The organism is Salmonella sp. SG203 (genome assembly GCF_013350575.1).
GTDB lineage: Bacteria > Pseudomonadota > Gammaproteobacteria > Enterobacterales > Enterobacteriaceae > Salmonella > Salmonella enterica.
In genome coordinates, this window is sequence record NZ_SNMT01000001.1 from 211,789 (window position 1) to 235,320 (window position 23,532).

General features: G+C 53.2%; 20 protein-coding genes and 2 pseudogenes. 4 read left to right on the top strand and 18 right to left on the bottom strand.

What is annotated here, in order from left to right:
* Position 1 precedes the first annotated feature (1 nt).
* The 7 genes from rsxD to blr all read right to left on the bottom strand — a co-directional run bounded on the left by rsxD (position 2) and on the right by blr (position 5,664).
* Positions 2–1,060 carry an electron transport complex subunit RsxD gene (rsxD, locus tag HV477_RS01135; protein WP_000231888.1) on the bottom strand — a complete coding sequence of 353 codons (1,059 nt, stop codon included), beginning with the start codon at positions 1,058–1,060 and terminating at the stop codon, positions 2–4.
* Positions 1,061–3,268: an electron transport complex subunit RsxC gene (gene rsxC / locus HV477_RS01140; RefSeq protein WP_114063904.1), complete on the bottom strand. Its 2,208-nt coding sequence runs from the start codon at positions 3,266–3,268 to the stop codon at positions 1,061–1,063.
* A complete protein-coding gene (gene rsxB / locus HV477_RS01145) occupies positions 3,261–3,839 on the bottom strand; it encodes an electron transport complex subunit RsxB (protein WP_001092597.1) in 579 nt (192 codons plus the stop codon). The genes rsxC and rsxB overlap by 8 nt, the downstream gene beginning before the upstream one ends.
* Positions 3,839–4,420 (bottom strand): electron transport complex subunit RsxA, encoded by a 582-nt coding sequence (rsxA, locus tag HV477_RS01150; RefSeq protein WP_000133179.1) that lies wholly within the window; start codon positions 4,418–4,420, stop codon positions 3,839–3,841. Before rsxA ends, rsxB begins: the two co-directional genes overlap by 1 nt.
* A 76-nt stretch (positions 4,421–4,496) precedes the next feature.
* Complete coding sequence (locus tag HV477_RS01155; RefSeq protein ID WP_000214061.1) at positions 4,497–4,937, bottom strand: DUF2569 domain-containing protein; 441 nt, start codon at positions 4,935–4,937, stop codon at positions 4,497–4,499.
* Between the two features lie 88 nt (positions 4,938–5,025).
* Entirely contained in the window at positions 5,026–5,241 is a 216-nt protein-coding gene (gene ydgT, locus HV477_RS01160; RefSeq protein ID WP_000217946.1) for a transcription modulator YdgT, read from the bottom strand.
* A gap of 297 nt (positions 5,242–5,538) precedes the next feature.
* Positions 5,539–5,664: a division septum protein Blr gene (gene blr, locus HV477_RS01165; RefSeq protein ID WP_001708800.1), complete on the bottom strand. Its 126-nt coding sequence runs from the start codon at positions 5,662–5,664 to the stop codon at positions 5,539–5,541.
* A gap of 207 nt (positions 5,665–5,871) precedes the next feature.
* Between blr and HV477_RS01170 the strand changes: the two genes are divergently transcribed.
* Positions 5,872–6,912 (top strand): oxidoreductase, encoded by a 1,041-nt coding sequence (locus HV477_RS01170; RefSeq protein WP_000998242.1) that lies wholly within the window; start codon positions 5,872–5,874, stop codon positions 6,910–6,912.
* Between the two features lie 73 nt (positions 6,913–6,985).
* Here HV477_RS01170 and add read toward each other — a convergent pair whose 3' ends face one another.
* From add to manA, 5 genes and pseudogenes are all read right to left on the bottom strand, one after another.
* Positions 6,986–7,987 carry an adenosine deaminase gene (gene add, locus HV477_RS01175; protein ID WP_079898983.1) on the bottom strand — a complete coding sequence of 334 codons (1,002 nt, stop codon included), beginning with the start codon at positions 7,985–7,987 and terminating at the stop codon, positions 6,986–6,988.
* Positions 7,988–8,211: 224 nt separating this feature from the next.
* Positions 8,212–8,343 (bottom strand): annotated as a pseudogene (locus HV477_RS01180) (transcriptional regulator); the annotation flags it as partial.
* Between the two features lie 9 nt (positions 8,344–8,352).
* Positions 8,353–8,572 (bottom strand): annotated as a pseudogene (locus HV477_RS01185) (glucose PTS transporter subunit EIIB); the annotation flags it as partial.
* A 118-nt stretch (positions 8,573–8,690) separates the two neighbouring features.
* The gene (locus HV477_RS01190; RefSeq protein ID WP_079898985.1) at positions 8,691–10,199 is read right to left on the bottom strand and encodes a YdgA family protein; all 1,509 of its coding nucleotides are present in this window, start codon (positions 10,197–10,199) and stop codon (positions 8,691–8,693) included.
* Positions 10,200–10,301: 102 nt separating this feature from the next.
* Positions 10,302–11,477, bottom strand: a complete 1,176-nt coding sequence (manA, locus tag HV477_RS01195; protein WP_079898986.1) for a mannose-6-phosphate isomerase — start codon at positions 11,475–11,477, stop codon at positions 10,302–10,304.
* Between the two features lie 199 nt (positions 11,478–11,676).
* Here manA and fumB point away from each other — a divergent pair, with 199 nt between their 5' ends.
* Positions 11,677–13,323 (top strand): class I fumarate hydratase, encoded by a 1,647-nt coding sequence (fumB, locus tag HV477_RS01200; RefSeq protein WP_000066609.1) that lies wholly within the window; start codon positions 11,677–11,679, stop codon positions 13,321–13,323.
* A gap of 167 nt (positions 13,324–13,490) precedes the next feature.
* A complete protein-coding gene (fumC, locus tag HV477_RS01205; protein ID WP_000259117.1) occupies positions 13,491–14,894 on the top strand; it encodes a class II fumarate hydratase in 1,404 nt (467 codons plus the stop codon).
* Here fumC and tus read toward each other — a convergent pair.
* From tus to rstA, 5 genes are all read right to left on the bottom strand, one after another.
* On the bottom strand, positions 14,891–15,820 hold the full coding sequence (gene tus, locus HV477_RS01210; RefSeq protein ID WP_079898987.1) for a DNA replication terminus site-binding protein: 930 nt from the start codon (positions 15,818–15,820) through the stop codon (positions 14,891–14,893). The genes fumC and tus overlap by 4 nt on opposite strands.
* Before the next feature lie 75 nt (positions 15,821–15,895).
* Positions 15,896–17,197 (bottom strand): two-component system sensor histidine kinase RstB, encoded by a 1,302-nt coding sequence (gene rstB / locus HV477_RS01215; RefSeq protein ID WP_023256813.1) that lies wholly within the window; start codon positions 17,195–17,197, stop codon positions 15,896–15,898.
* 110 nt (positions 17,198–17,307) lie between these two features.
* Positions 17,308–19,014 (bottom strand): amidohydrolase, encoded by a 1,707-nt coding sequence (locus tag HV477_RS01220; protein WP_114063906.1) that lies wholly within the window; start codon positions 19,012–19,014, stop codon positions 17,308–17,310.
* Positions 19,015–19,161: 147 nt separating this feature from the next.
* Positions 19,162–20,304: a porin OmpC gene (ompC, locus tag HV477_RS01225; protein WP_023180972.1), complete on the bottom strand. Its 1,143-nt coding sequence runs from the start codon at positions 20,302–20,304 to the stop codon at positions 19,162–19,164.
* 479 nt (positions 20,305–20,783) lie between these two features.
* Entirely contained in the window at positions 20,784–21,515 is a 732-nt protein-coding gene (gene rstA / locus HV477_RS01230) for a two-component system response regulator RstA (protein ID WP_001080048.1), read from the bottom strand.
* A gap of 126 nt (positions 21,516–21,641) precedes the next feature.
* On the opposite strand from rstA, the gene HV477_RS01235 reads away from it, so the two are divergent.
* Positions 21,642–21,977: a GlpM family protein gene (locus tag HV477_RS01235; protein WP_000524877.1), complete on the top strand. Its 336-nt coding sequence runs from the start codon at positions 21,642–21,644 to the stop codon at positions 21,975–21,977.
* A gap of 61 nt (positions 21,978–22,038) precedes the next feature.
* Here HV477_RS01235 and HV477_RS01240 read toward each other — a convergent pair whose 3' ends face one another.
* The gene (locus tag HV477_RS01240) at positions 22,039–23,421 is read right to left on the bottom strand and encodes an amino acid permease (RefSeq protein ID WP_000412353.1); all 1,383 of its coding nucleotides are present in this window, start codon (positions 23,419–23,421) and stop codon (positions 22,039–22,041) included.
* Between the last annotated feature and the right edge of the window lie 111 nt (positions 23,422–23,532).

Below are 23,532 nucleotides of genomic sequence, written 5' to 3' on the forward strand. Positions count from 1 at the left end.
TTTATCCTTTGCGATGTCCATAGACGCGGGGGCGCGTGTAGTAGTCGATCAGAGGAACCGTGATATTCGCCAACAGGACAGCAAAAGCAACGCCGTCCGGATAGCCGCCGAAGCTACGAATCAGCCACACTAATACCCCAGCCAGCGCGCCGAAAATTAAACGTCCACGGTTGGTCGTGGAGGCGGTAACCGGATCCGTTAAGATAAAAAATGCGCCCAGCATGGTGGCGCCTGACAGCAGATGAAGCTGCGGCGAGGCCAGCGTAGCGGGCGAGAAAAGCCAACCTAACGCTGCGCATAGCGCCAGCGTGAGCAGAAAACTGACCGGGATATGCCAGCGGATAGCTTTTTGCCACAGCAGGAATACGCCGCCGACAAGCCAGGCGAGGTTAACCCACTGCCAGCCCACGCCGGCCAGCGCGCCGCTGTATATCGGGTACTGCATGATTTGCTCAACGGAGTGCCCGGCGCGCAAGGAAGTTTTAAACGTATCCAGCGGCGTCGCCTGGCTGATACCGTCAATACCGATACGTAGCAGCGTCATATCGCCGCCGCTGGCGGTATGCCCGCTAAAAATCATCCGCAACGTGTCCAGCATATCGGGCGTTGTTGCGGCTATTTCATAAGGCGGCAACCAGCTTGTCATTTGCACCGGAAAGGAAATTAATAGCACCACGTAGCCGATCATGGCCGGATTAAAGGGGTTTTGTCCCAGCCCGCCATATAACTGTTTAGCGATAATAATGGCGAATCCGGTTCCCAGCACGACCATCCACCAGGGCGCAAGCGGAGGGATGCTGACCGCCAGCAAAAGCCCCGTCAATAACGCGGAATAATCCTGCAGGTGACTGGCGACCGATTGTTTGCGCAGCCTGAGGACAATGGCTTCTGCGACGAGCGCCGTGATAGCAGCCAGAACGATCTGGAAAAGCGTTCCCCAACCAAAAAACCACGTCTGCGCGGCAATCCCCGGCAGAGCGGCGATTAATACCAGCAACATGATTCGCGATGTCTGGCGCTGGTTATGGGTATAAGGCGAGCTTGCGATTCTGAATACCATTTAATCCTCGTTAACAACCTGCTGCTGTGCTGCTTTTTTTGCCTGAACGCGGGCGATAGCCGCAGCAACCGCGGCTTTACGCGGGTCGGCCGGTTCGGCAGGTTCGCTTCCGGCCTGCTGCTCCTGTTTACGAGCTTTGGCGCGGGCGATGGCCGCTTCCACCGCGGCTTTACGCGGATCGACCGGTTCGGCAGGTTCGCTTCCGGCCTGCTGCTCCTGCTTATGGGCTTTGGCGCGGGCGATAGCCGCTTCCACCGCGGCTTTACGCGGGTCGGCCGGTTCGGCAGGTTCGCTTCCGGCCTGCTGCTCCTGCTTACGGGCTTTGGCGCGGGCGATGGCCGCTTCCACCGCGGCTTTACGCGGATCGACCGGTTCGGCAGGTTCGCTTCCGGCCTGCTGCTCCTGTTTGCGGGCTTTGGCGCGGGCGATAGCCGCCTCCACCGCGGCTTTGCGCGGATCGACCGGTTCGGCAGGTTCGCTTCCGGCCTGCTGCTCCTGTTTGCGGGCTTTGGCGCGAGCGATAGCCGCCTCCACTGCGGCTTTACGCGGGTCGCCGCCGGATATCGCGCTGTCAGCCACCGGATGAGCGGCTTGTTTAGCGCGCGCTTGCGCTTTACGCGCTTCACGGGCCGCGATGACGGCGCTATTGTCTGGCTGACTACCCGCCTGAATAACCACCGGTTGCGTGGCCTGCGCCTGTTTCTCTTTTACCCGCGCCAGCGCAGCGGCAATGGCATCCTGATCTTTTGCCGCTGGTTGTACCGCTGCGCTCTTATGACGTGCAAGGCGGGCGGCTTTTTCGCGCTCCAGTCTTGCCTGACGAGCCTCAAAACGCGCTTTGGCTTCGGCGGCGCGTTTTTCTTCAAGCCTGATCGCATTAATCTCCGCTTTTTCCTGACGGAAATATTGGACGAGCGGAATATTACTCGGGCAGACCCAGGCGCAGGCGCCGCATTCTATACAATCAGCAATATGGTGAGCGGTAGCCTTGTCATGCTGCTGCCCTTTGCTGAACCAATAAAGCTGCTGCGGTAAAAGGTCGGCAGGGCAGGCGTCAGCGCAAGCGCTGCAACGAATACAGCTTTTCTCTTCCTGAGGCGCCCCCATTTCAGTCACGGATGGCGCCAGCAGGCAGTTGGTGATTTTTACGACCGGTACGTCAAGCCAGGGAAGGGTGAATCCCATCAACGGGCCGCCCATGATGACCATCTGGTCAGCAGAAGGGCAGAACCCGGCATCGTTAAGCAAATGACGAACGGGAGTGCCGAGCCGCGCCCAGACGTTACCCGGACGGCTTACCGCTTCACCCGTTAAGGTGACGACGCGTTCTGTGATCGGTTCGCCGTCAATCACGGCGCGTTTAACGGCATACGCCGTACCGACGTTTTGCATCAGCACGCCAATATCAGAGGAGCGCCCGCCGTGGGGAACCTGTTTTCCCGTCAGTATTTGGGTGAGCTGTTTTGCGCCGCCGGAAGGGTATTTGGTTGGGATCACACGTAACGAAATATCGTGGGCGTCAGCCAGTACGGCGCGCAGCATGGAAATAGCCTGCGGTTTGTTATCTTCAATGCCGATTAATACCTCACGCGGTTGCAGAATATGCGCCAGGATGCGAATACCTTCCACAATCTGCGCGGCGCAGTCCTGCATCAGACGATCGTCCGCCGTAATGTAAGGTTCGCACTCTGCGGCATTGATAATAAGCGTGGTGATTTTATCGCCGCCGCCCTGCAATTTAACGCCGGTGGGAAACCCTGCGCCGCCAAGCCCGGCAACGCCATACTGATGAATGCGTTCAATGAGCGCTTCACGGCTGTGGGCGCGGTAATCAGACCAGCCCTCGCGTTCAATCCAGCGGTCCTCGCCGTCGGCATCAATGATGACGCTTAACTCCGCCAGCGCCGAAGGATGTGCCGTCGAGTGGGGGGCAATAGCGATAACCGTCCCGGAGGTGGGCGCGTGTACCGGCAGCATTCTCCCACGTCCACGGGTAAGCGCCTGGCCGCGTAGCACGTGATCGCCGACGCTAACGCACAACTCGCCCTCAGCGCCAATGTGCTGTTTTAAGGGGATAACGAAGCGCGGCGCTAAAGGCACCTGACGCAGCGGCGTGCCGTTTGACTGGGTCTTCATTTCGGGCGGATGAATACCACCGTCGAAATCCCAGATTTTATCTTTTCTGAAAGCGGAAAATAGTTTAAGCATGTTGTTCCACGGGAATGATGCGAACGGGAATGGTGTTCAAATCCCATTTCCAACTGTCGGGCGTCTCATTCACCGGACGTAATTCGATGCAGTGCGTCGGACACGGATCGACGCACAGATTACAGCCAGTACAGAGATCGCTCATGACCGTGTGCATGGCGCGCGTTGCGCCAACAATGGCGTCAACCGGGCAGGCCTGAATACATTTTGTGCAGCCAATGCAGTTATTTTCATCAATAACTGCCAGCATACGTACTGGCGCGGCCTGCTGTTCTTCACCATCGCATGGCTGCGGCTCTACGTTTAGCAACTCTGCAATTTTCAGCATGACGGCTTCGCCGCCGGGCGCGCAACGATTGATTTTCTCGCCCTGGAGACCCACGGCTTCGGCGTAGGGGCGGCAGCCGGGATAGCCGCACTGACCACACTGGCTCTGCGGCAAAATCGCATCGATTTTTTCAACAACCGGATCATCTTCAACCGCGAATCGGCGGGAGGCATAACCCAGAATGGCGCCGAACACCAGACCCAGAAGGGTCAGGGCGCCAACGGCAATCCAGATAGTATTCATTACAACTTCACCAAACCACTAAAGCCCATAAAGGCCAAAGACATTAATCCTGCGGTAATCAATGCTATCGCGTTACCACGAAAAGGGGCGGGCACATCCGCCACGGCAAGGCGTTCGCGGATGGCGGCAAACAGAACCATCACTAATGAAAAACCGACGGCGGCGGAAAATCCGTACAGCGCCGACTGAAGAAAGTGATGACCGAGATTAATATTCAGTAACGCTACGCCCAGAACCGCACAGTTAGTGGTAATCAGTGGTAAGAAGATGCCTAACAAGCGGTATAACGCCGGGCTGGTTTTCCGCACAACCATTTCGGTAAATTGCACGACCACAGCAATGACGAGGATAAAGGCTAGCGTCCGCAGATAAATCAGATCCAGCGGAATAAGTATCCAGGTGTCGATAAGCCAGGCGCATATCGACGCCAGCGTCATGACAAAGGTCGTCGCGAGGCCCATCCCCATGGCGGTTTCCAGTTTTTTGGATACGCCCATAAAGGGACAAAGGCCCAGGAATTTGACCAGTACAAAGTTATTGACCAGTACAGTTCCGACAAAGAGCAGCAGGTAATCAGTCATGTTTCGGCCTGAAATAAAAAAGCCGCCTATTATCTGTCAAACTACCACAGGCGACAACAGGTTAACTGTAGGGTTATTACGGATTAACAAACGTTGTTTTAACGCGCGCTGAACGTTTGAGATAAGGCACAATGAGCGCCGTCGCCAACAGTGGGAAGAGTAACTGACGCACGGCAAAGGCATCTGAGACGGGCGAAAAGGCAAATGCTTTAACCGCCAGTAACACCGACACCAGCAGCCAGATAATGTAATGCTTTGGCACGCAGCGTCTGCGCTTGAAGAATGCGATCGTCAACCACAAGGTATAGTACCACATGGCGATAGCGGTAATAAATGAAATGCCCCATAGCAGTAAATTACCGGTTTCCTGTCCGCTAAGCGTCTTGAACGTTTGCGGTGTGGCAAGCGCCATAACGTAGAGTAATAACGCCAGCGAGGCGCTCAACAACGCGACTAACAGCCAGGCTAACGGGCCAAGAAGCCAGCCTCCAATTCGTTGTGGCGGTGTTGTAGTCATATCTTCTCCGGGGTTACGCGCGTTAACGGTCATGCCGCTCATTTTGGGGCAAATATTATAAGGTTTTTGATGTTAAACGCTACTTTCTTTATTGCACATAGCGCCAGACGGATTGCGGAACCTGACCTACATCAAACAGGCGTCCTCCGGAAACCAGTTCGGCACGGCGGTGATCTGCAGCGCGATACATATTAACAATGTCCATGTCATCAGTAAGGGTATAGTTAAGGTGGTCGAACAGTTTTTCCAGACTTTCGAGCGAACTAATTTTGCGGAATTTTAATAGATAATCCTGAACAGTCATATAAAGTTGATCCATATTAAATATAATGCCAACGGAGTAGTCACTGATAAAAAATAAACAAAACCGCACCAGTGAGAGGTCAGGGGTGCAGGTAAAAAGGGAATATTCTTACCGGTAAAGAGTCAGGCGCCACATGGCGCCTGGGGCGAAAGGTTAACGCGCTTTCCTACAACAGGCAATAAACGTCAGACCAGATAGGACATATTTCGTTTTTTTTGCCGGTTTTTGACTTTTCTTTACACCCCCCGGGGCGCCGCTTACCGTACCACGCGAAAATGCCTTTACATTATCTGACGCTTACTTCTTCTGGACGGAAGCCGTGGGCTCTGGTGGTTGGTAATTGTCAATATGGTTGGCAATACCTAAAAGAATGACTGAGATAACGAGAACTATCCACCCAGTTAATTCAATAAGACGATTCATTATTGACGACATTTGCTTTGATTTATCCATAAACACAGGGGGTAAATGTTACTTTCCTGGCGAACGGTCGGCAAGAGGGAGGGAAACGTTTTCAGCCTCTGTTCTGTAACAAGTTAATCATTTGATGCTACGTTGATGGTCAGGACGCTATTGCGGCTAATCGCACGATGGTGTGGAATAGCGATATCTAAAACCGGAGGCAGTGAGATGAATGACAAAATCCGCGTTGGGTTAATCGGTTATGGCTACGCCAGTAAAACCTTTCATGCGCCCTTAATTATGGGAACGCCAGGGCTAGAGCTTGCGGCGGTATCCAGCAGCGATGAAACAAAAGTGAAAGCAGACTGGCCGGCGGTTTCCGTGGTCTCTGAGCCCCGACATTTATTTAACGATCCGCATATCGACCTGATCGTGATCCCGACGCCCAACGATACCCATTTCCCGCTGGCGAAAGCTGCGCTGGAAGCCGGTAAGCATGTGGTGGTTGATAAACCCTTTACCGTGACACTGTCACAGGCGCGAGAGTTGGATGCGCTAGCGCGGAGCACTGGCCGGGTACTTTCCGTCTTCCACAACCGACGCTGGGACAGCGATTTTTTGACGCTGAAAGCCTTGCTGGCCGATGGCGTGCTCGGCGAGGTGTCCTTGTTTGAATCCCACTTTGATCGCTTTCGTCCCCAGGTGCGCGACCGCTGGCGCGAGCAAGGCGGGCCGGGAAGTGGTATCTGGTACGATCTGGCGCCGCACTTGTTGGATCAGGCCATTCAACTTTTTGGCCTGCCGGTCAGCATGACGGTGGATTTAGCGCAACTGCGTCCGGGCGCGCAATCTACAGATTATTTCCACGCGATTTTATCCTACCCCCAGCGCCGCGTGATTTTGCACGGTACGATGCTGGCCGCGGCGGAATCCGCGCGATACATCGTTCATGGTTCGCGCGGTAGCTATGTTAAATATGGCCTCGATCCCCAGGAAGAACGGTTAAAAAACGGCGAGCGTTTACCGCAGGAAGACTGGGGATACGACATGCGTGACGGCGTATTGACCCTGGTTGAGGGAGAGACGCGCAAAGAAGAGAACTGGCTTACGTTGCCGGGTAACTATCCGGCATATTATGCCGCTATCCGCGATGCGTTAAACGGTAACGGTGAAAATCCCGTGCCGGCAAGCCAGGCGATTCAAATTATGGAGTTGATTGAACTGGGCATGGAATCGGCAAAACATCGCGCGACGCTGTGTCTTGCCTGAGATGTCGCATTTCTCCGCCTGGGATAGCATTAAACCGCAGGCGGAGAAGAGCGTTAGTGTCAATAAAGCAATCTTACGCCGCGGCCACTTTTTCGCGCAGCGCACGTTTTTCGCTATCGCTCAGAAAGGCGATTTCCAGACCGTTAATCTGCGCCTGGCGAATCTGTTCGCGGCTCAATCCTGCCGCTGGCGCGGCGACGTGATATTCATGGATAATATCTACGCCCTGAACAGCCGGATCGTCCGTATTAAGACTGGCGAGAACGCCATGCTCAAGGAAGGTTTTGAGTGGATGATCCGCCAGCGATGCGACGGTACTGGTCTGAATATTCGAGGTCAGACAGGATTCAATACCGATACGCTGCTGTGCAAGAAAATCCATTAACGCGCGATCTTCGACAGCTTTTACGCCATGTCCGATACGCTCGGCCCCCAGTTCGCGAATCGCCTGCCAGATACTTTCCGGCCCTGCGGCTTCGCCAGCGTGAACGGTAATATGCCAGCCCGCATCGCGCGCCCGATTAAAGTGCGACAAAAACAGACTGCCGGGAAAGCCCAGCTCATCACCGGCTAAATCCAGCGCGGTGATTTTTTCTCTGTGCGCCAGCAGCGCATCAAGCTCCTGTAAACATGCCTCCTCGCCGAAGGTACGGCTCATAATGCCAATGAGTCGCGCCTCGACGCCAAACGTGTTACAGCCGTCGCGTACGCCGTCGATAACGGCTTCAACCACGCCTGCGATCGGTAACTGATGCGCCATCGCCATATAGCCGGGCGAAAAGCGAAGCTCGACGTAATGCAGGCCGTTACGTGCGGCATCTTCAATATTTTCAAAGGCCACACGGCGGCAGGCGTCAAGCGATGCCAGGACTTTTACCCCCCAATCGAGCTTCGTGAGAAAGCTCACTAAATCGGGTTCGGTTGAGGTGACCTGGACATGCGGAATCAACGTTTCCAGCGTTTGGGCGGGAAGGGCGATGTTGAACTGTCGACCAAGATCCAGAATTGTTTGGGCGCGAATGTTGCCATCAAGGTGGCGGTGGATGTCAGTCAAAGGAAGCGTAATATCAATCATGGGCGCACTCAATTTTTAATAAAAGTGCGCACCATTATACTACAGATTGATAATGCTCTGGAAATTTTGCAAAAACGGAGTCATTACGTTGCAACTTCGCGAGAGCGCGGGAGAAATTTTGTATCATTCTCTTTAACGCGCCCCCGGTCAGCTCACGGGGGCGTCTCTGTTATCGCCTCTCAGGATAAAGGGGCAACCCCCCGCCTGTAGACAGTATCAGCGAACGGTGCGGTGGCAAAATCCATATCCGAGATCGTAAAGGGGAGCAGATCGGCTTCGCCAAAACGATCGGCGACATAATCCCACTACGTACACCATGTCCCGCGTCGGTCAACTTCCTGTGAAAAATCGAACATATCCCTTCCTTATGCCTGAACGGTATTCATCAGGCCAACCATTTCATCTTTTACCGACTGAACCCGCGGGCCGATAATTACCTGCAAATTATGCTGATTGAGCTGTACGATGCCTGTCGCGTGATTGTCCTTCAATGCCTGGACATCGACAAACGACATATCTTTCACTGACAGGCGTAGGGGGGATGCAGTTGTCCAGACTCACGATGTTTTCCGTGCCGCCTAATGCTCACGACGAGCACCATGTGCGGAGTCAAACGATAGCCGCTCGCCTGGTAACGCAAAAGTAGAGGCTGCGCGTCGTTCGGCGCAGGCCGGGTGCAGCATCGCGACACCCGGCAAGGCGATTATTGTTGAGGCAGCGCCGGAACGTCCGGAACGGAAAGCGCCGGCATCCCAAACAGGCCGACAAAGTCTTCCAACGGCATTTTTTGTCCGTTGAGCGTGATCTGGCCATTGGCGTACTGCAAACTGGAGGCGATAGTATTATCCTTCAGCGTTGTCAGTCGGAACATCTGACCCATTGCGGACAGCCCCTGCACCTGCTGTTTTGCCAGTTTTTCCGCATCATCCTGCTGATAGCCTTCCAGTTTTGCTATCTGCGTCATAAACTCGACCGCCATGTCCATTGGAATTGCCAGTTTCGCATCCAGCGATTTCACGGAGCGGTCGACTTCCTGCGCCAGCGTTTGTGGTTGTGCCGTTGTGGTTGCCGGATCTTTGAGGAACAGCGACAGATTCAGCGTGGTTTCCCCTTTGGCGTTTTTCCAGCTAAGCGGCGCCAGAGTCAGTACCGGATCGCCTTTTAACAGCACGGGGAGAGCGCTAAAGAACGCTTCGGTGACTTTTTGCTGATAAAGCTCAGGATTCTGCGCCACGTCCGGCTGATTCAGCAGCGCCTGCGTTTGCGCATGATATTGCTGACTAAACTGGTGCCAGGCTTCGCCGTCGATTTGGCCGACTTTCAGCGTTAATTTACCGCTGCCCAAATCCTGATTCTGCACTTTCAGGCTGTTAAGCGAGTAATCCAACTGGCTGTTAATGGTTTTTCCGTCGTTGACGAGATCGGACTTGCCGGTAATTTCCATCCCTTCCAGCACCGCCATCTCTTTACCCTCAATGGCGATGGACAGTTTATCCAGCGTTAACTTTTGGTCGCCCACACGTTCGCCAAAGCTTGCCAGTTTACTGGTACCGTCGGTTTTCAAATTATTAAAGGTGAGTTGGACCTTCTGATTATATTCGTTAACGGCATCGACCAGGCCGCTCTGCGCTTCGCCTGACAGCGAAACCACATTACCGTCTTTATCGGCGTTAAGCTGGAACTCGCCGCCGCTAAAGGCGACCTTTTCACCGGCATTCTCGTAGTTTAACGGCTTGAGAGAGATATCGGAGCGGGTATCGCCGCCATAACCAATGCGGGTATTGATAACAAAGGGCGTGTCGCCTTTCGCGATATCAAAGAGGGGTTTTGCCGCATCGTTATTCACCAGAGTGGTTTTTACCGACGCCATAGAAGGGATCAGATTGAGCGTTTTGAGCTGGGCGAGCGGGAAGGGGCCATGTGAAACGGACTCGTCCAGCACAATGCTTTGCCCGGGCTTCAACCAGGTATTGTCTGCGCCGGCAACCGGTTTGACAACCAGTTGCAGATGGCTACTGAACACGCCACGCTGGTAGTTTTGATAACTTAATTCGACACCGGCCTCCGGCGCAGTACGCTTGAGCTGTTCATTGGCCTGAGTCACCATTTCTGCAAGATGGTTCTCCAGCTTTTTCCCCGTATACCAGGCACCGCTTGTCCAGACGATGCCAAGTGCAATCACTACACCTGCAGCTACCAGTGTTTTTTTCATATCAATTGTCCATAAAAATGAAACCAGGCGGATTAAACCGCCTGGAGGAGTTTTACGTCTGTTATAAGCTTAGCAAGAGTTGTTAAAAAATTCAGTACGTTGCTACAGCTTGTTATAAACACGCGCTAAACGGCCCGTGCCGCTGGCGTTAACCGGAGATTCATCCGCGCCGATAAAGGCCGATTCACCCGGCTTCAGTACCAGACGCTGTTCATCTTTACGTAACACCGCCTCACCCTCAACGCAGAACAGAATCGCGGCGCTGTGTTGGCCGATGCTCGTCTCCTGAAGCGCCAGGTCGTGCAGTGAAAAAGCAAAATCGTCAACCGGAATTGGGAAGTCCAGCTCCGCGCCGCTTTTTACCGGGGCAGTCAGCAACTCGCCGGCAGGCTTAGGTTCGAACTTCACGTTCGCGACCAGCTCAGGGATGTCGATATATTTTGGCGTAAGGCCAGCGCGCAGAACGTTATCGGAGTTCGCCATGACTTCCAGCGCAACGCCCTGCAGATAAGCATGAGGCGTTTCGGCAAACAGGAACATCGCCTCGCCGGGATTCAGTTTGACCACATTCAGCAACAAAGGAGAGAAAAGCCCGCTGTCGTCAGGATAATACTCTGAAATCACGCGGATCGTTTGCCACGGTTCGCCTTGTTGGCTGTTAAGCGCCGCTTTGAGTACGGCTAACGCGCGGGATTTTTCTTCGCCTTGCATATTCAACAGGCTGGCGAAAAGCTGGCTCAGACGTTCAGCGTTCGGCGCCTGCAAAAAGTGGGCGATAGCGGAATGCGCGCCGGCGACAGGTTGCAGTAAAGAGACAATGTCAGAAAATTCGCGGAACGCGTTCATCGCCAGGAAAGGCGTCAGGGCAAAAACCAGCTCTGGTTTATGGTTAGGATCTTTATAGTTCCGCTCTGCGGCATCCATGGGGATACCCGCCGCATTTTCTTTCGCGAAACCGATTTCGGAGTTGCGTTTATTCGGGTGCACCTGAATAGAGAGCGGCTGCGCGGCGCACAGTACTTTAAACAGAAACGGCAGTTCGCCGAAACGGTTGGCTACCGCTTCGCCCAGCATGGCGGTTTTATTCTTTTCGATGGCGTCACGCAGGGAGACGGTTTCGCCGTTGGCGGTGGTGATTCGCGAGCTGCTTTTGGGATGCGCGCCCATCCAGAGTTCAGCCATTGGCTGCTGCTGCGGATTGGCGATGCCATAAAGTTCCGTTAACGCAGTTTTACTTCCCCAGCCATAGTTTTGCACTGAGTTAATGAGTTTTTGCATTATCAAGCCCTGTTTCAATGTGGAGATCAATGGGAGGTATTAAACCAAGAAACCCGCATGAAGTAACCTCCGGGCGTAAAAAGTCGTACTTGTCTCAGTTTTTGTTAAAAAATTGTGTAGGATAGTGTTACTCGCTTTGAGTCGGGCAATGGAACACCTGCCCAGAGAATAACCATACCGAGCGGTAAGTGAGAGCACAATGTCAAACAAACCCTTCTTTTATCAAGACCCTTTTCCCCTCAAAAAGGACGATACCGAGTACTACTTGTTGACCAGCGAACATGTTTCCGTCGCCGAATTCGAAGGACAAGAGATCCTGAAAGTCGCGCCGGAAGCGCTAACGTTGTTGGCGCGTCAGGCCTTCCACGATGCGTCTTTTATGTTACGTCCCGCGCATCAGCAGCAGGTGGCGGATATTCTGCGCGATCCGCAGGCCAGTGAAAACGACAAATATGTCGCGCTGCAATTCCTGCGAAACTCCGATATTGCGGCCAAGGGCGTGTTGCCCACCTGCCAGGATACCGGTACGGCCATTATTGTCGGCAAAAAAGGCCAACGCGTCTGGACTGGTGGAGGTGATGAAGCGGCGCTGGCTCGCGGCGTATATAACACCTATATCGAAGATAACCTGCGCTATTCGCAAAACGCGGCGCTGGATATGTACAAAGAGGTCAATACCGGTACTAACTTGCCGGCGCAGATCGATCTCTACAGCGTCGATGGCGATGAATATAAATTCCTCTGTATCGCTAAAGGCGGCGGATCGGCGAATAAAACCTACCTTTATCAGGAGACAAAAGCGCTTCTGACGCCGGGTAAGCTCAAAAATTATCTCGTTGATAAAATGCGTACGCTGGGCACCGCCGCCTGTCCGCCGTATCACATCGCGTTTGTCATTGGCGGTACCTCGGCGGAAGCGAACCTGAAGACCGTTAAGCTGGCCTCGGCAAAATACTATGATGCGCTACCGACCGAAGGCAATGAACACGGGCAGGCCTTCCGCGATATTGAGCTGGAAAAAGAATTGTTGCTTGAGGCGCAAAATCTTGGCTTAGGTGCGCAGTTCGGCGGCAAATATTTCGCTCACGATATTCGTGTCATCCGATTGCCGCGCCATGGGGCATCGTGTCCGGTAGGTATGGGCGTGTCCTGCTCCGCGGATCGAAACATTAAAGCGAAGATCAACCGGGAAGGGATCTGGATCGAGAAGCTGGAGCGCAATCCCGGTAAATATATTCCAGAGGCGCTGCGCCAGGCGGGAGAGGGCGAGGCGGTGCGCGTTGATCTTAACCGTCCCATGAGCGAGATACTGCAACAACTGTCGCAGTATCCGGTATCAACGCGCCTGTCGCTGAACGGCACGATTATTGTGGGCCGCGACATCGCGCACGCTAAACTGAAAGAACGGATGGACAGAGGCGAAGGTTTGCCGCAGTACATCAAAGATCATCCTATCTATTATGCGGGGCCGGCAAAAACGCCGGAAGGGTACGCCTCCGGGTCGCTTGGGCCGACTACCGCAGGACGAATGGACTCTTATGTTGATCAGCTCCAGTCGCAGGGCGGCAGTATGATCATGTTGGCGAAAGGCAACCGCAGCCAGCAGGTGACCGATGCCTGTAAGAAACATGGCGGCTTCTACCTGGGCAGTATCGGCGGCCCGGCAGCCGTTCTGGCGCAGGGTAGTATCAAGCGCCTGGAGTGCGTGGAATATCCTGAACTGGGTATGGAGGCTATCTGGAAAATTGAAGTGGAGGATTTTCCGGCCTTTATTCTGGTGGATGATAAAGGTAACGATTTCTTCCAGCAGATTCAGTCATCGCAGTGCGCGCGCTGCGTTAAGTAATGTCGCCGCCCTGCGGGGCGGTAACATGATTCGCTATTTTGCCGGAGAACGGCGCAAGCGCCTTATCCGGTCTACACCGTTGTGTTGTTATCGTTAATACTCATAAGACCGCAAACATGTGAGCAATGTCGACACATGATCTCATCAACTTGAGTAAGGAGCAGGTAATGGTAACGGTACGCCGCGAGAAAGATTCAATGGGCGCGATTGAAGTCCCGGCAGATAAACTGTGGGGAGCGCAGACTCAACGTTCGCTGGAGCATTTTCGGATTTCCACGGAGAAAATGCCCGTCTCGCTCATTCACGCTCTGGCGTTGACCAAGCGCGCTGCTGCGAAGGTCAACCAGGACTTAGGGTTGTTGGCGGCGGAAAAAGCCAGCGCGATTATCCAGGCGGCTGATGAAGTGCTGGCGGGAAAACATGCTGATGAGTTTCCGCTGGCGATTTGGCAGACCGGGTCCGGTACGCAAAGCAACATGAATATGAATGAGGTGTTAGCGAACCGCGCCAGTGAAATTTTGGGCGGCGTTCGCGGTATGGAACGCAAGGTGCATCCCAATGATGACGTCAATAAGAGTCAAAGCTCAAACGATGTGTTCCCAACCGCCATGCACGTGGCGGCGTTACTGGCGTTACGCGAACACCTCATCCCGCAATTATCCGCATTAACGGATACGCTTCGCGATAAATCCCACGCTTTCGCCGATATTGTCAAAATTGGCCGTACTCACCTGCAGGACGCGACGCCGCTCACCTTAGGCCAGGAGATTTCCGGTTGGGTAGCCATGCTGGAACATAACCTCAGACACATTGAGCACAGTTTACCGCACGTCGCGGAACTGGCGCTCGGCGGAACCGCAGTAGGGACAGGGCTTAATACCCATCCGGAATATGCCCGGCGCGTGGCCGAGGAACTGGCGACGATTACCGCGGCGCCGTTTGTTACCGCCCCCAATAAATTCGAAGCGCTGGCGACCTGTGACGCGTTGGTACAGGCGCATGGCGCATTAAAAGGACTGGCGGCCTCGCTGATGAAAATCGCCAACGATGTTCGCTGGCTGGCGTCCGGCCCGCGCTGCGGCATTGGCGAGATTGCTATCCCGGAGAATGAGCCAGGCAGTTCCATTATGCCAGGTAAAGTGAATCCGACCCAGTGTGAAGCGGTAACGATGCTATGTTGCCAGGTAATGGGTAACGATGTGGCCATCAATATGGGGGGCGCATCGGGCAACTTTGAGCTCAATGTCTATCGTCCGATGGTTATTCATAATTTTTTGCAAACGGTGCGCCTGCTGGCCGATGGCATGGCGAGTTTCAATCAACACTGTGCGTCAGGAATCGAGCCAAACCGCGAGCGTATTACGCAGTTGCTGAATGAGTCGCTGATGCTGGTCACTGCGCTCAATACGCACATCGGTTACGATAAAGCGGCGGAGATTGCGAAGAAGGCGCATAAAGAAGGGCTGACGCTCAAAGCCTCAGCCGTGGCATTAGGATACCTTAGCGACGAGGAGTTCGACGCCTGGGTACGTCCGGAGTTGATGGTTGGCAGTATGACGCCGGGGCGTTAATCCGCCACATACAGGTGCAGTCGCGGAATAATCAGTCGCAGCGGCTGCGCCTGTGGTTTAAAACGGTGCTGAATATTGTCGGCGTCATAGTTTTCCAGCCCGCCAATATCCGGCACGCCAGCGCCGTTGTCCGTGTTGATTAACGCGATAATCGGCGTGGGACAGGCGTGTTGCACCTGTTTCTGCTGGCCCTTATACCAGATGCGGGCGATCGGCTGTACTTTAACCGGACGCTTAATCTTGAGTCGGGCCTGCTGCGGTAAGGCAGCGATATCCTGATATTCCCGTTCCAGCTTGAATTGCCATTGTTCGCGCGTCCACGGCGGGACGCTGCGCGGCGACGCGAGGCTTTTTTTCAACTGGCTCAGAACCTCATCCCGGCTTAAATTTTTAATAATATGTTTATTTGCCCAGCCGAAACGTATGGTGGCGGGGTTATTGATAAGCGTCAGCGTGCGGTAAGCGTTCAGAGTAATTAAGCCGGGTAGATGCCGATGCACCCACTCAAAACGTGCCGCTGAGGGAAGACCGGACTCTACCGTAACCATCTGCTCGAAGGTGGTTTTCAACTGGTTAATGCGCTGTACCTGATTTTCCAGATCTAGCTGTGTCACATTATCCACTTGATAGCATAAAACGCCAGGCAGGCGGACGGCGGCTTTACTGCTGCGATTTTCGGACTGCTGTTGAATAAACAAATGGCGATAGTGACGTAGCGCCAGCGTTTCGGCCTCTTTCCCCAGATGTTGCGTTACCTCGATAGTATCCAGCGGCGCATGTTCCGCCTCTTTGGTCACCTGCGGCAGTGAAAAGACACGGGCGATAAGTAGCGAATGCTGCTGTAGATTATCCGTCAGCGCCGCCAGGTGTTGTTCTATCTGGCGAAAAGTGCCATTCAGGCGTTCAACGAGATCGTAGCGGGACATGGTATCACTCACTTTAGTTACAACATACTATCTGTATAGCACAGTTCCCGCCGCTCAACCAGCGTGCAAAATACGTCAGGCAGCGGTCACGTTGGGCATAGCGTGCCAGACCGGCCAGTGAAAGCTAAATTTTGCGCCGCCCAGTTCGCTCTCGTCACAGACGACGCTACCGCCCATCGCCAGGGCGATAGAGTGTACGATGGCGAGTCCAAGCCCGCAGCCGCCTGTCGCCCGATCTCTACTGGGGTCGAGTCTGACAAAAGGTTCAAATATGCGCTCACGCGCATCCGCTTCAATGCCGGGGCCGTCATCTTCAACTATCAGCGTTGCCTGACTGCCGTCGAGTAACAGGCTGACTTGAACGGTGGTACGACTGTAGCGCAACGCATTATTCAGCAGGTTATCCAGCACTCGCGACATTAACCGCATATCAAGCGCGCCATAATCGCCGATTACACATGTGACAAGGTTTACGGCGCGTTCCGGGGTCACGCTTTGCACATCCTGCAAATGCGCGAGCAACCAGGCGGGGAGGTCGGGTTCGGTCAACATCAGTTCATTTTGCGGTCGGTCAAGGCGCGCATAGGTGAGCAGTTCTTCAATCAGCGCTTCCAGTTGACCAATATCGCGATTGAGCGCCTGTGATTCCGGCGGTGTCAGATTTTCACTCATTTCAAGCCGATAGCGTAAACGTACCAGCGGCGTGCGAAGCTCATGGGCGATACCGTCAATCAGCTGTTTTTTACTGGCGATCAGGGCATTAATGTTATCCGCCATCTGGTTGAACGCGACGCCCAGACGTTCGAAACTGGAGCCATTATCGAAGTGCAGGCGTTCAGTCAAATGACCCTCGCCAAAGCGCTGCGCGGCGGATTCGAGCCTGAGCATTTCTTGCCAGTGCGGGCGCATCCAGATAAACACAGGAAAGGCGAGAGAAAAGGCAATGAGCGCCATTAAGGCGATATCCAGCAGTCGCATTTGATGCAGGAAATAGAGATAGGGAACCGGGCCAACCGCCAGGACGTAATGGCTGCGCGGGATACGCTGAATAAAGGTGTATTGATCGTCAAGCGCGACAATATCGCCTTCACGCAGTCGCTGCGTGGTGGCGGCATCAAGCTTATAGTGATTTAACGGTTCAACGCGTAAATCGAAAGAGAGGTTCAGGTCCATCTCTTTTAACGTTTTCCCCCATTCACGCGGCGGAATTTCCCGCAGTTCGCTGCGCATCAGATAGAGCGAACTTTTCATCAGATCGTCGAGCGATTGCCTGCCCGCGCGTTCGGCGGTGAATTTGTACACCAGTCCGACCAATAAGGTCATGACCAGAAAACAGACGAACAGCAAAAGGTAAAACTGCACAAACAGCTTTTTCATCAACGCCCACCGGATCTCAATACATTAGCTCTATCGCGCGCTGACGAAAAAGATTTCCCGTCAGCGCCGCTGGTGGGTTATAAAAGCAGGCTTTGCGTCAACTGACAACCTCATTGTCCGGCGTTAAGGTCCGGACTTTCGTGAACAATGCGTCCATCGACAAGCGTCAAAACAGCGCGAATGGTATCAATTCTGTCTTCCGGCATCGTCATAAATGGCTGATTGAGTACCGCCAGATCGGCCTGTTTTCCGACGCTAAGCTGGCCCCGGTGTTGTTCGGCAAAGGCGAGCCAGGCGGCATGACGTGTATATAACGCTAGCGCTTCCAGACGCGTGAGCCGCTCGCTGGCGGGTTTACGCACGGAACCGCCTGACGCTATACCGGTGATATGATATTCGATAGCGTGCCAGACACCGGCAATGCCAATACGCGTCGAATCGGTACCGCCAGCCACGACAAGCCCTTTATCGAGCGCCAGTCGAACCGGCGGCGAATTGTCCGTCGCGCCGGGTGGATTGGCGTCACGGATGGCAAGCCCCTCAAAGTAAGGCCCCATTTGCACAGTGTATGCCAGACCCAGCTTACGCATTCGCTCAAGCGTCTGTGGCGAACCGGTATTCAGATGCGCAATAGACCAGCGGAGAGGGCGCAGATCGTACTGCTGCGCTACCTGCTCAAAAATCGTCAATATCGCGTCGGCGCTGTCATCGGTATAGGCGTGGATCTCAAGCGGTATTCCCCGTTTTGCCGCAAACGTCGCGACCTGGCGAAGCGCGGTTTTGTCCTGCTCTGAGGAAGAAAATCCTGGGGCCATCCGCACGCCGTCATTCATTCCGGCCACCAGGCTTTCCCCCAGACCCAGAAAAGCCAGTTGCCCGTCATCGGCACGCGCCGGGCGAAAGGCCATCAGGTTGCTGAACCACTGCGCTTCATGACCTTTCGCTTCCGGCTGTACCGGAATGCGATACCCCACGCGCAGCGGTAAATCCCCCTGGTTTCGCATTGCAAATAAAGGCTCATAAGCGGCGGCAGGCCCGGCAGAGGGGTCAATGATGCCGGTCACGCCGCGAGCGTTCATATCAGCGAAAAATTGCCGCAGACCACCCTCACGATCGGCGTTACTACTTATGCTGGCAAAAAGCTGGTTAAACGCGGCGATGTCACCAAATAATTTCCCCGTGGCGCTACCTTTTGCGTCGCGCTCTACGCGGATTCCCGCTAAATCAGGAGGAGGGGTGTTGTTAAGGCCAAGTACGTCTATACCGCGCTGATTCACTAACGCATAGTCGTAAAGATACTGAATATAAGCCGGATGATCGGGAAGGGCGTGGCTCAATTCGGCTACCGTCGGCGCCCGGTTTTCTGCAAATTGCGCCGGTATCCACGATCCCACTACGGCTACCCATTGATCGTGGGGACGACGGTTAGCGTCGGCGCGTAATTTATCCAGCGCGTCTTTAAGCGAAGGGCTGTCGTACCAGTAGGTTTCGAATGTCCAGGTTTGTCCGCCGCGAATGGCATGAATGTGGGTATCGGTCAGGCCGGGTATCACGGTTTTACCCTGTAAATCGATGGTACGGGTATGGTCGCCGCGCCATTCATCTGTCGCCGTATCATCGCCAATCGCCACAATCCGCGAGCCGGAAATCGCCAGCGCGCTGGCCTGCGGCTGGGCATCATTCAGAGTGATGATATTACCGTTATGTAAAATAATATCCGCTGCCGGGCGGGCGGCGGTGGCTGCGCCTGTGGCCGTGAGCAGAAAGAGAAGCGCGGTTCTGGAAAGCAGAGACGGGACGAGACTGATCATTAGCATGTTCCTTTTGTCGGGCGATAAGCAAACCATAGAGAGCGAACAAGAATCGTTCAATCCGTACCCAGGGAACAGTGCGTTCTGTTTTTAGAACGGTGGTGATAGAAAAAGCCCGCCGAAACGGCGGGCTTGAGAAGAATTAATGAATAATTAGAACTGGTAAACCATACCCAGCGCGACAACGTCATCGGTATTAATGCCGTTATCTGCATAGAAGTTATCGTCGTCATCCAGCAGGTTGATTTTATAATCAACATAGGTGGAGAAGTTTTTGTTGAAATAGTAGGTGGCGCCGACATCAGCATATTTGACCAAATCTTTGTCATCATTTACGCCGTTATTGACAAGGTCTTTACCTTTAGACATCAGGAAGGAAACTGCCGGACGTAAACCGAAATCAAATTGGTACTGCGCAGTAACTTCAAAGTTTTGTGTTTTATTAGCCACACCACCATGAGCATCAGAATCCAAAGAGCCATATGGCGTCATATTCCGGGTTTCAGAATACATAGTGGCTAAATAGATGTTGTTGGCATCATATTTCAAGCCAGCAGTCCATGCATCTGCTTTATCGCCTTTTGCATACTGTTCGCCACGCGAAACCTGATCGTTTGTACGGTCAGATGTTGTGTAAGCAGCACCTGCGCTAAAGCCCATGCCAAAATCGTAAGTGGTAGAAATACCAAAACCATCTCCGTTTTCTCTACGGAAATCGTCATCATCAGTACGGTTATTTGTACCTTCATTACCGTTACCGCTATTTTCATTATTGCCCTGGTATTGTAGAGCAAAACTCAGACCGTCTACCAGACCGAAGAAATCAGTGTTACGGTAGGTGGCCACGCCGTTAGCACGACCGGTCATGTAGTTGTCAGCGTAAGTATAGGAGTCGCCGCCGAACTCAGGCAGCATATCGGTCCAGCCTTCCACGTCGTACAGGACGCCGTAGTTACGACCATAGTCGAATGAGCCGTAGTCGCCGAATTTCAGGCCGGCGAATGCCAGACGAGTCCAGGAATTAGCGCCTTCGCCTTCGGTAGTGTTAGCCTGAACGTTATATTCCCACTGGCCGTAACCGGTCAGTTGGTCGTTAATCTGCGTTTCGCCTTTAAAACCGAAACGAACATAGGTTTGGTCGCCGTCAGAGCCACTATTGTCAGAGAAATAGTGCAGGCCGTCTACTTTACCGTAAAGGTCCAGCTTATTGCCGTCTTTGTTATAAACTTCAGCGGCGTGTGCTGCGCCAGCAGCCAGCAGAGCCGGGATGACAAGTGCCAATACTTTTCTTTTCATTTTTTTATCCTTAAAAACTTAACTTATTTGCAAAAGATTGAACTTCTACAGATTCGTTGAATCAAAGGCATCCTAATCTGAATAATATTATTTCAGCAAATGCTAACTTTTCTTATATGTTATTAATTAATACAAAAGTTACTATCGGAAACGCATATATTTATGGTGAATATATTTGTTATTATGTATTCATGTCTGTGATTTGTTTTATTTCACAATTTGCGAAAAAAGATGGCAATATAGCGGCGGGCAGACATTCTGTTATCAATTTTGTGAACTGGCTTCGAGTTTTTTTAATTTAACTTTCTTGAGCGAAAAAGACGTAATCATGAACCACAACGCAGAGAAAACGGTAATAAAGGGGCCGTTTCGACTAATAAAAATAGCATTCATGTATACAATGTCTGTTTTTTGAACAGTGGCGGTGATGAGCATCGCCACTATGACTTGATAAAGGCAGGTAAAATTTGTCGGCTAACTTATCCCGTCGTTTCGTCCCAGGCATGAGGGGCAAAAAGATAGCCTTTATTGCGAATGGTCTTTATACGATAGGGCTCAGCAGCGCTATCCAGCAGTTTCTTACGCAGGCGGGAAATCGCCACATCCACGCTGCGATCCAGACCATCATAATTGACGCCGCGCAGCGTTTTTAGCAACGCGTCGCGATCCATAATTTGTCCGGCGTGTGTCGCCAGTTCCCAGAGCAATTCAAAATCGGCGGTGGAGAGCGATATGAAATCGCCATTGAGCTGGACCGCCCGGTTAAGGGGATCGATGGTTAACGCGCCAAAACGCAGCGCTTTATGCGGCGTAAGCGCGCTCTCCTGAAGACTTTTTGCCTGTTGCGTTTGTTCGCTTTGCCGCAGGTGTAAGCGCAGACGCGCCAGCAAAACGGCCGGAGGCGTGGTTTTGAGGATGTAGTCGCAGGCGCCCATCTCCAGCGCCAGAATATGATTCATATCACTGTCCAGCGAGGTGAGCAGGACAATCGGGCCTTGCCAGCGGTGGCGTAAATCGCGGCATATCGTCATGCCATCTTTACCTGGAAGCATAATATCCAGTAAAACCAGATCGGGCTGAGTGGTGAGGATAAGATCCTCCGCCCGGTCACCACGCGGCTCAACAATGACATCAATATCATGTTTCGCCAGATAAGCGGCAATGAGAGAACCCACTTCAGCGTCATCTTCAACAAATACAATGCGGTTCATATTATAAATGGAGAATAGAAAACGCCAACATACACCGCCTCTGTTTTCCCTTCCATAAATCTTTTCTAAACGAGAGCGGTTCCGTTATGCTACACGCTGTTGTTATTAGCATGTTAAGGCAAGGTAATGGGACTCGTGATTAAAGCTGCCCTGGGGGCGCTGGTCGTCGTATTGATTGGTCTGCTGTCAAAAACAAAAAATTATTATATCGCCGGATTAATTCCTCTGTTTCCAACGTTTGCGCTTATCGCGCACTATATCGTGGCCAGCGAGCGGGGCATCGACGCGATGCGTACCACCATCGTCTTTAGCATGTGGTCGATCATTCCTTATTTCATTTATCTTGCAACGCTATGGTATTTCAGCGGCGTGATGCGCCTGCCCGTCGCGCTTGGCGGTGCGGTGGTCTGCTGGGGGCTAAGCGCGTGGCTGCTGATTTTTTGCTGGATTAAATGGCATTAATATTGGCAAAGACCGTGGTTTCCCCATCGTAATACAGACGGATATTACGATGGGGAGGTTGTCAACCCACCAGCATCCACGTAGCCGGAACCGCCGCGACCAGCAATAAACCAATCAGCACGACTTCCTGACGATTTAACACGTTGTCATGCTTGTGCGTCCGACGCGCATACAGGAAAACCAGTAATCCAGGCGCGTACAGTACGACGGACAGCAGCAGGTGCATAGGGCCCGACGCGTATAACAACCATAAGCCATAAATACAGGCTCCGATACCGACCGCCCGATGGAGGGGACGCGTTGCAATCTTCAGCAGAAATGCGCCGACCAGAAAGTAGGGCACCAGAATCATTTCTGACGCAATCGTCAATAGCGTGTTGTAGTCTGAACCGGTCAGCCAGATCAGCACCAGACAGATTTGCACACAGATATTGGTGAGCCATAACGATGCAGAAGGCGCGCCTTGCGCATTTTGTCGCGCGAAGATGCCCGGGAAGGATTTATAGGCTGCCGCCAGAAACGGCACCTCTGCCGCCATGATAGTCCAGCTTAGATAAGCCCCGCAGACAGACACAATCAGTCCCGCTGCAATAATAATTTCTCCCCACGGCCCCATCATTTTCACCATCAGACCGGCCATCGACGGGTTGCGCATCTCCGCCAGTTCCGGACGCGCAAGAACGCCAAGAGAAAGCAGCGTGACCAGGAGATATATTCCCAGCGCTGCGAGTACTGCCAGTAGCGTGGCGCGGCCTACATCGCGTTTATTTTTCGCTCGGGCCGAGACGACGACGGCGCCTTCAACGCCAATAAACACCCACAGCGTAATAAGCATGGTGTTCTTAACCTGTTCCCATACGGGAATACCGAGTTCAACACCAGTGAAGTCCAGTGTGAAGGTATCCAGTTTGAACATCATGATAGCCAGCACAATAAACGCGCCGAGCGGCAACAGTTTCGCCAGAGTCGCGACCAGATTGATGCTGGCTGCCGTTTGTACGCCGCGCAGGATGAGGAAATGGACAATCCAGAGCAAGACTGAAGCGCCGACAATAGCCTGCCAGGTATTACCGTCGCCAAACAGACGCAGGGCAGGCGTATCGGTAAAGAAACTCAGCGCTGAAAAAACGATAACCAAATAGGATACGTTGGCGATGACCGCGCACAGCCAATAGCCCCAGGCAGAACAAAAGCCAATCAGTTCGCCGAAGCCTTCGCGGGCGTAAGTAAAGATTCCGCCGTCAAGCTCGGAGCGAATGCGTGTAAGAATTAACATGGCGAATGCCAGTAAGAGTATCCCCACGCCGGTAATGGCCCAGCCAATTAACAACGCAGCCGGACTGGCAACGGCGGCCATATTCTGGGGCAGGCTGAAAACACCTGCGCCAAGCATTGAGCTTAAAACCAGCGCGGTCAGCGCGCTCAGTCCCAGTTTTTTTTCCATTGGTATCCAGCTATAAAAATGAAATTGGAAGAATAATTATTATGGCAAAACGCATAAAAATGGTGAAAGCCACTAAGGCGCGGGATTTTACGGAGAGAAGGGACCGCATGC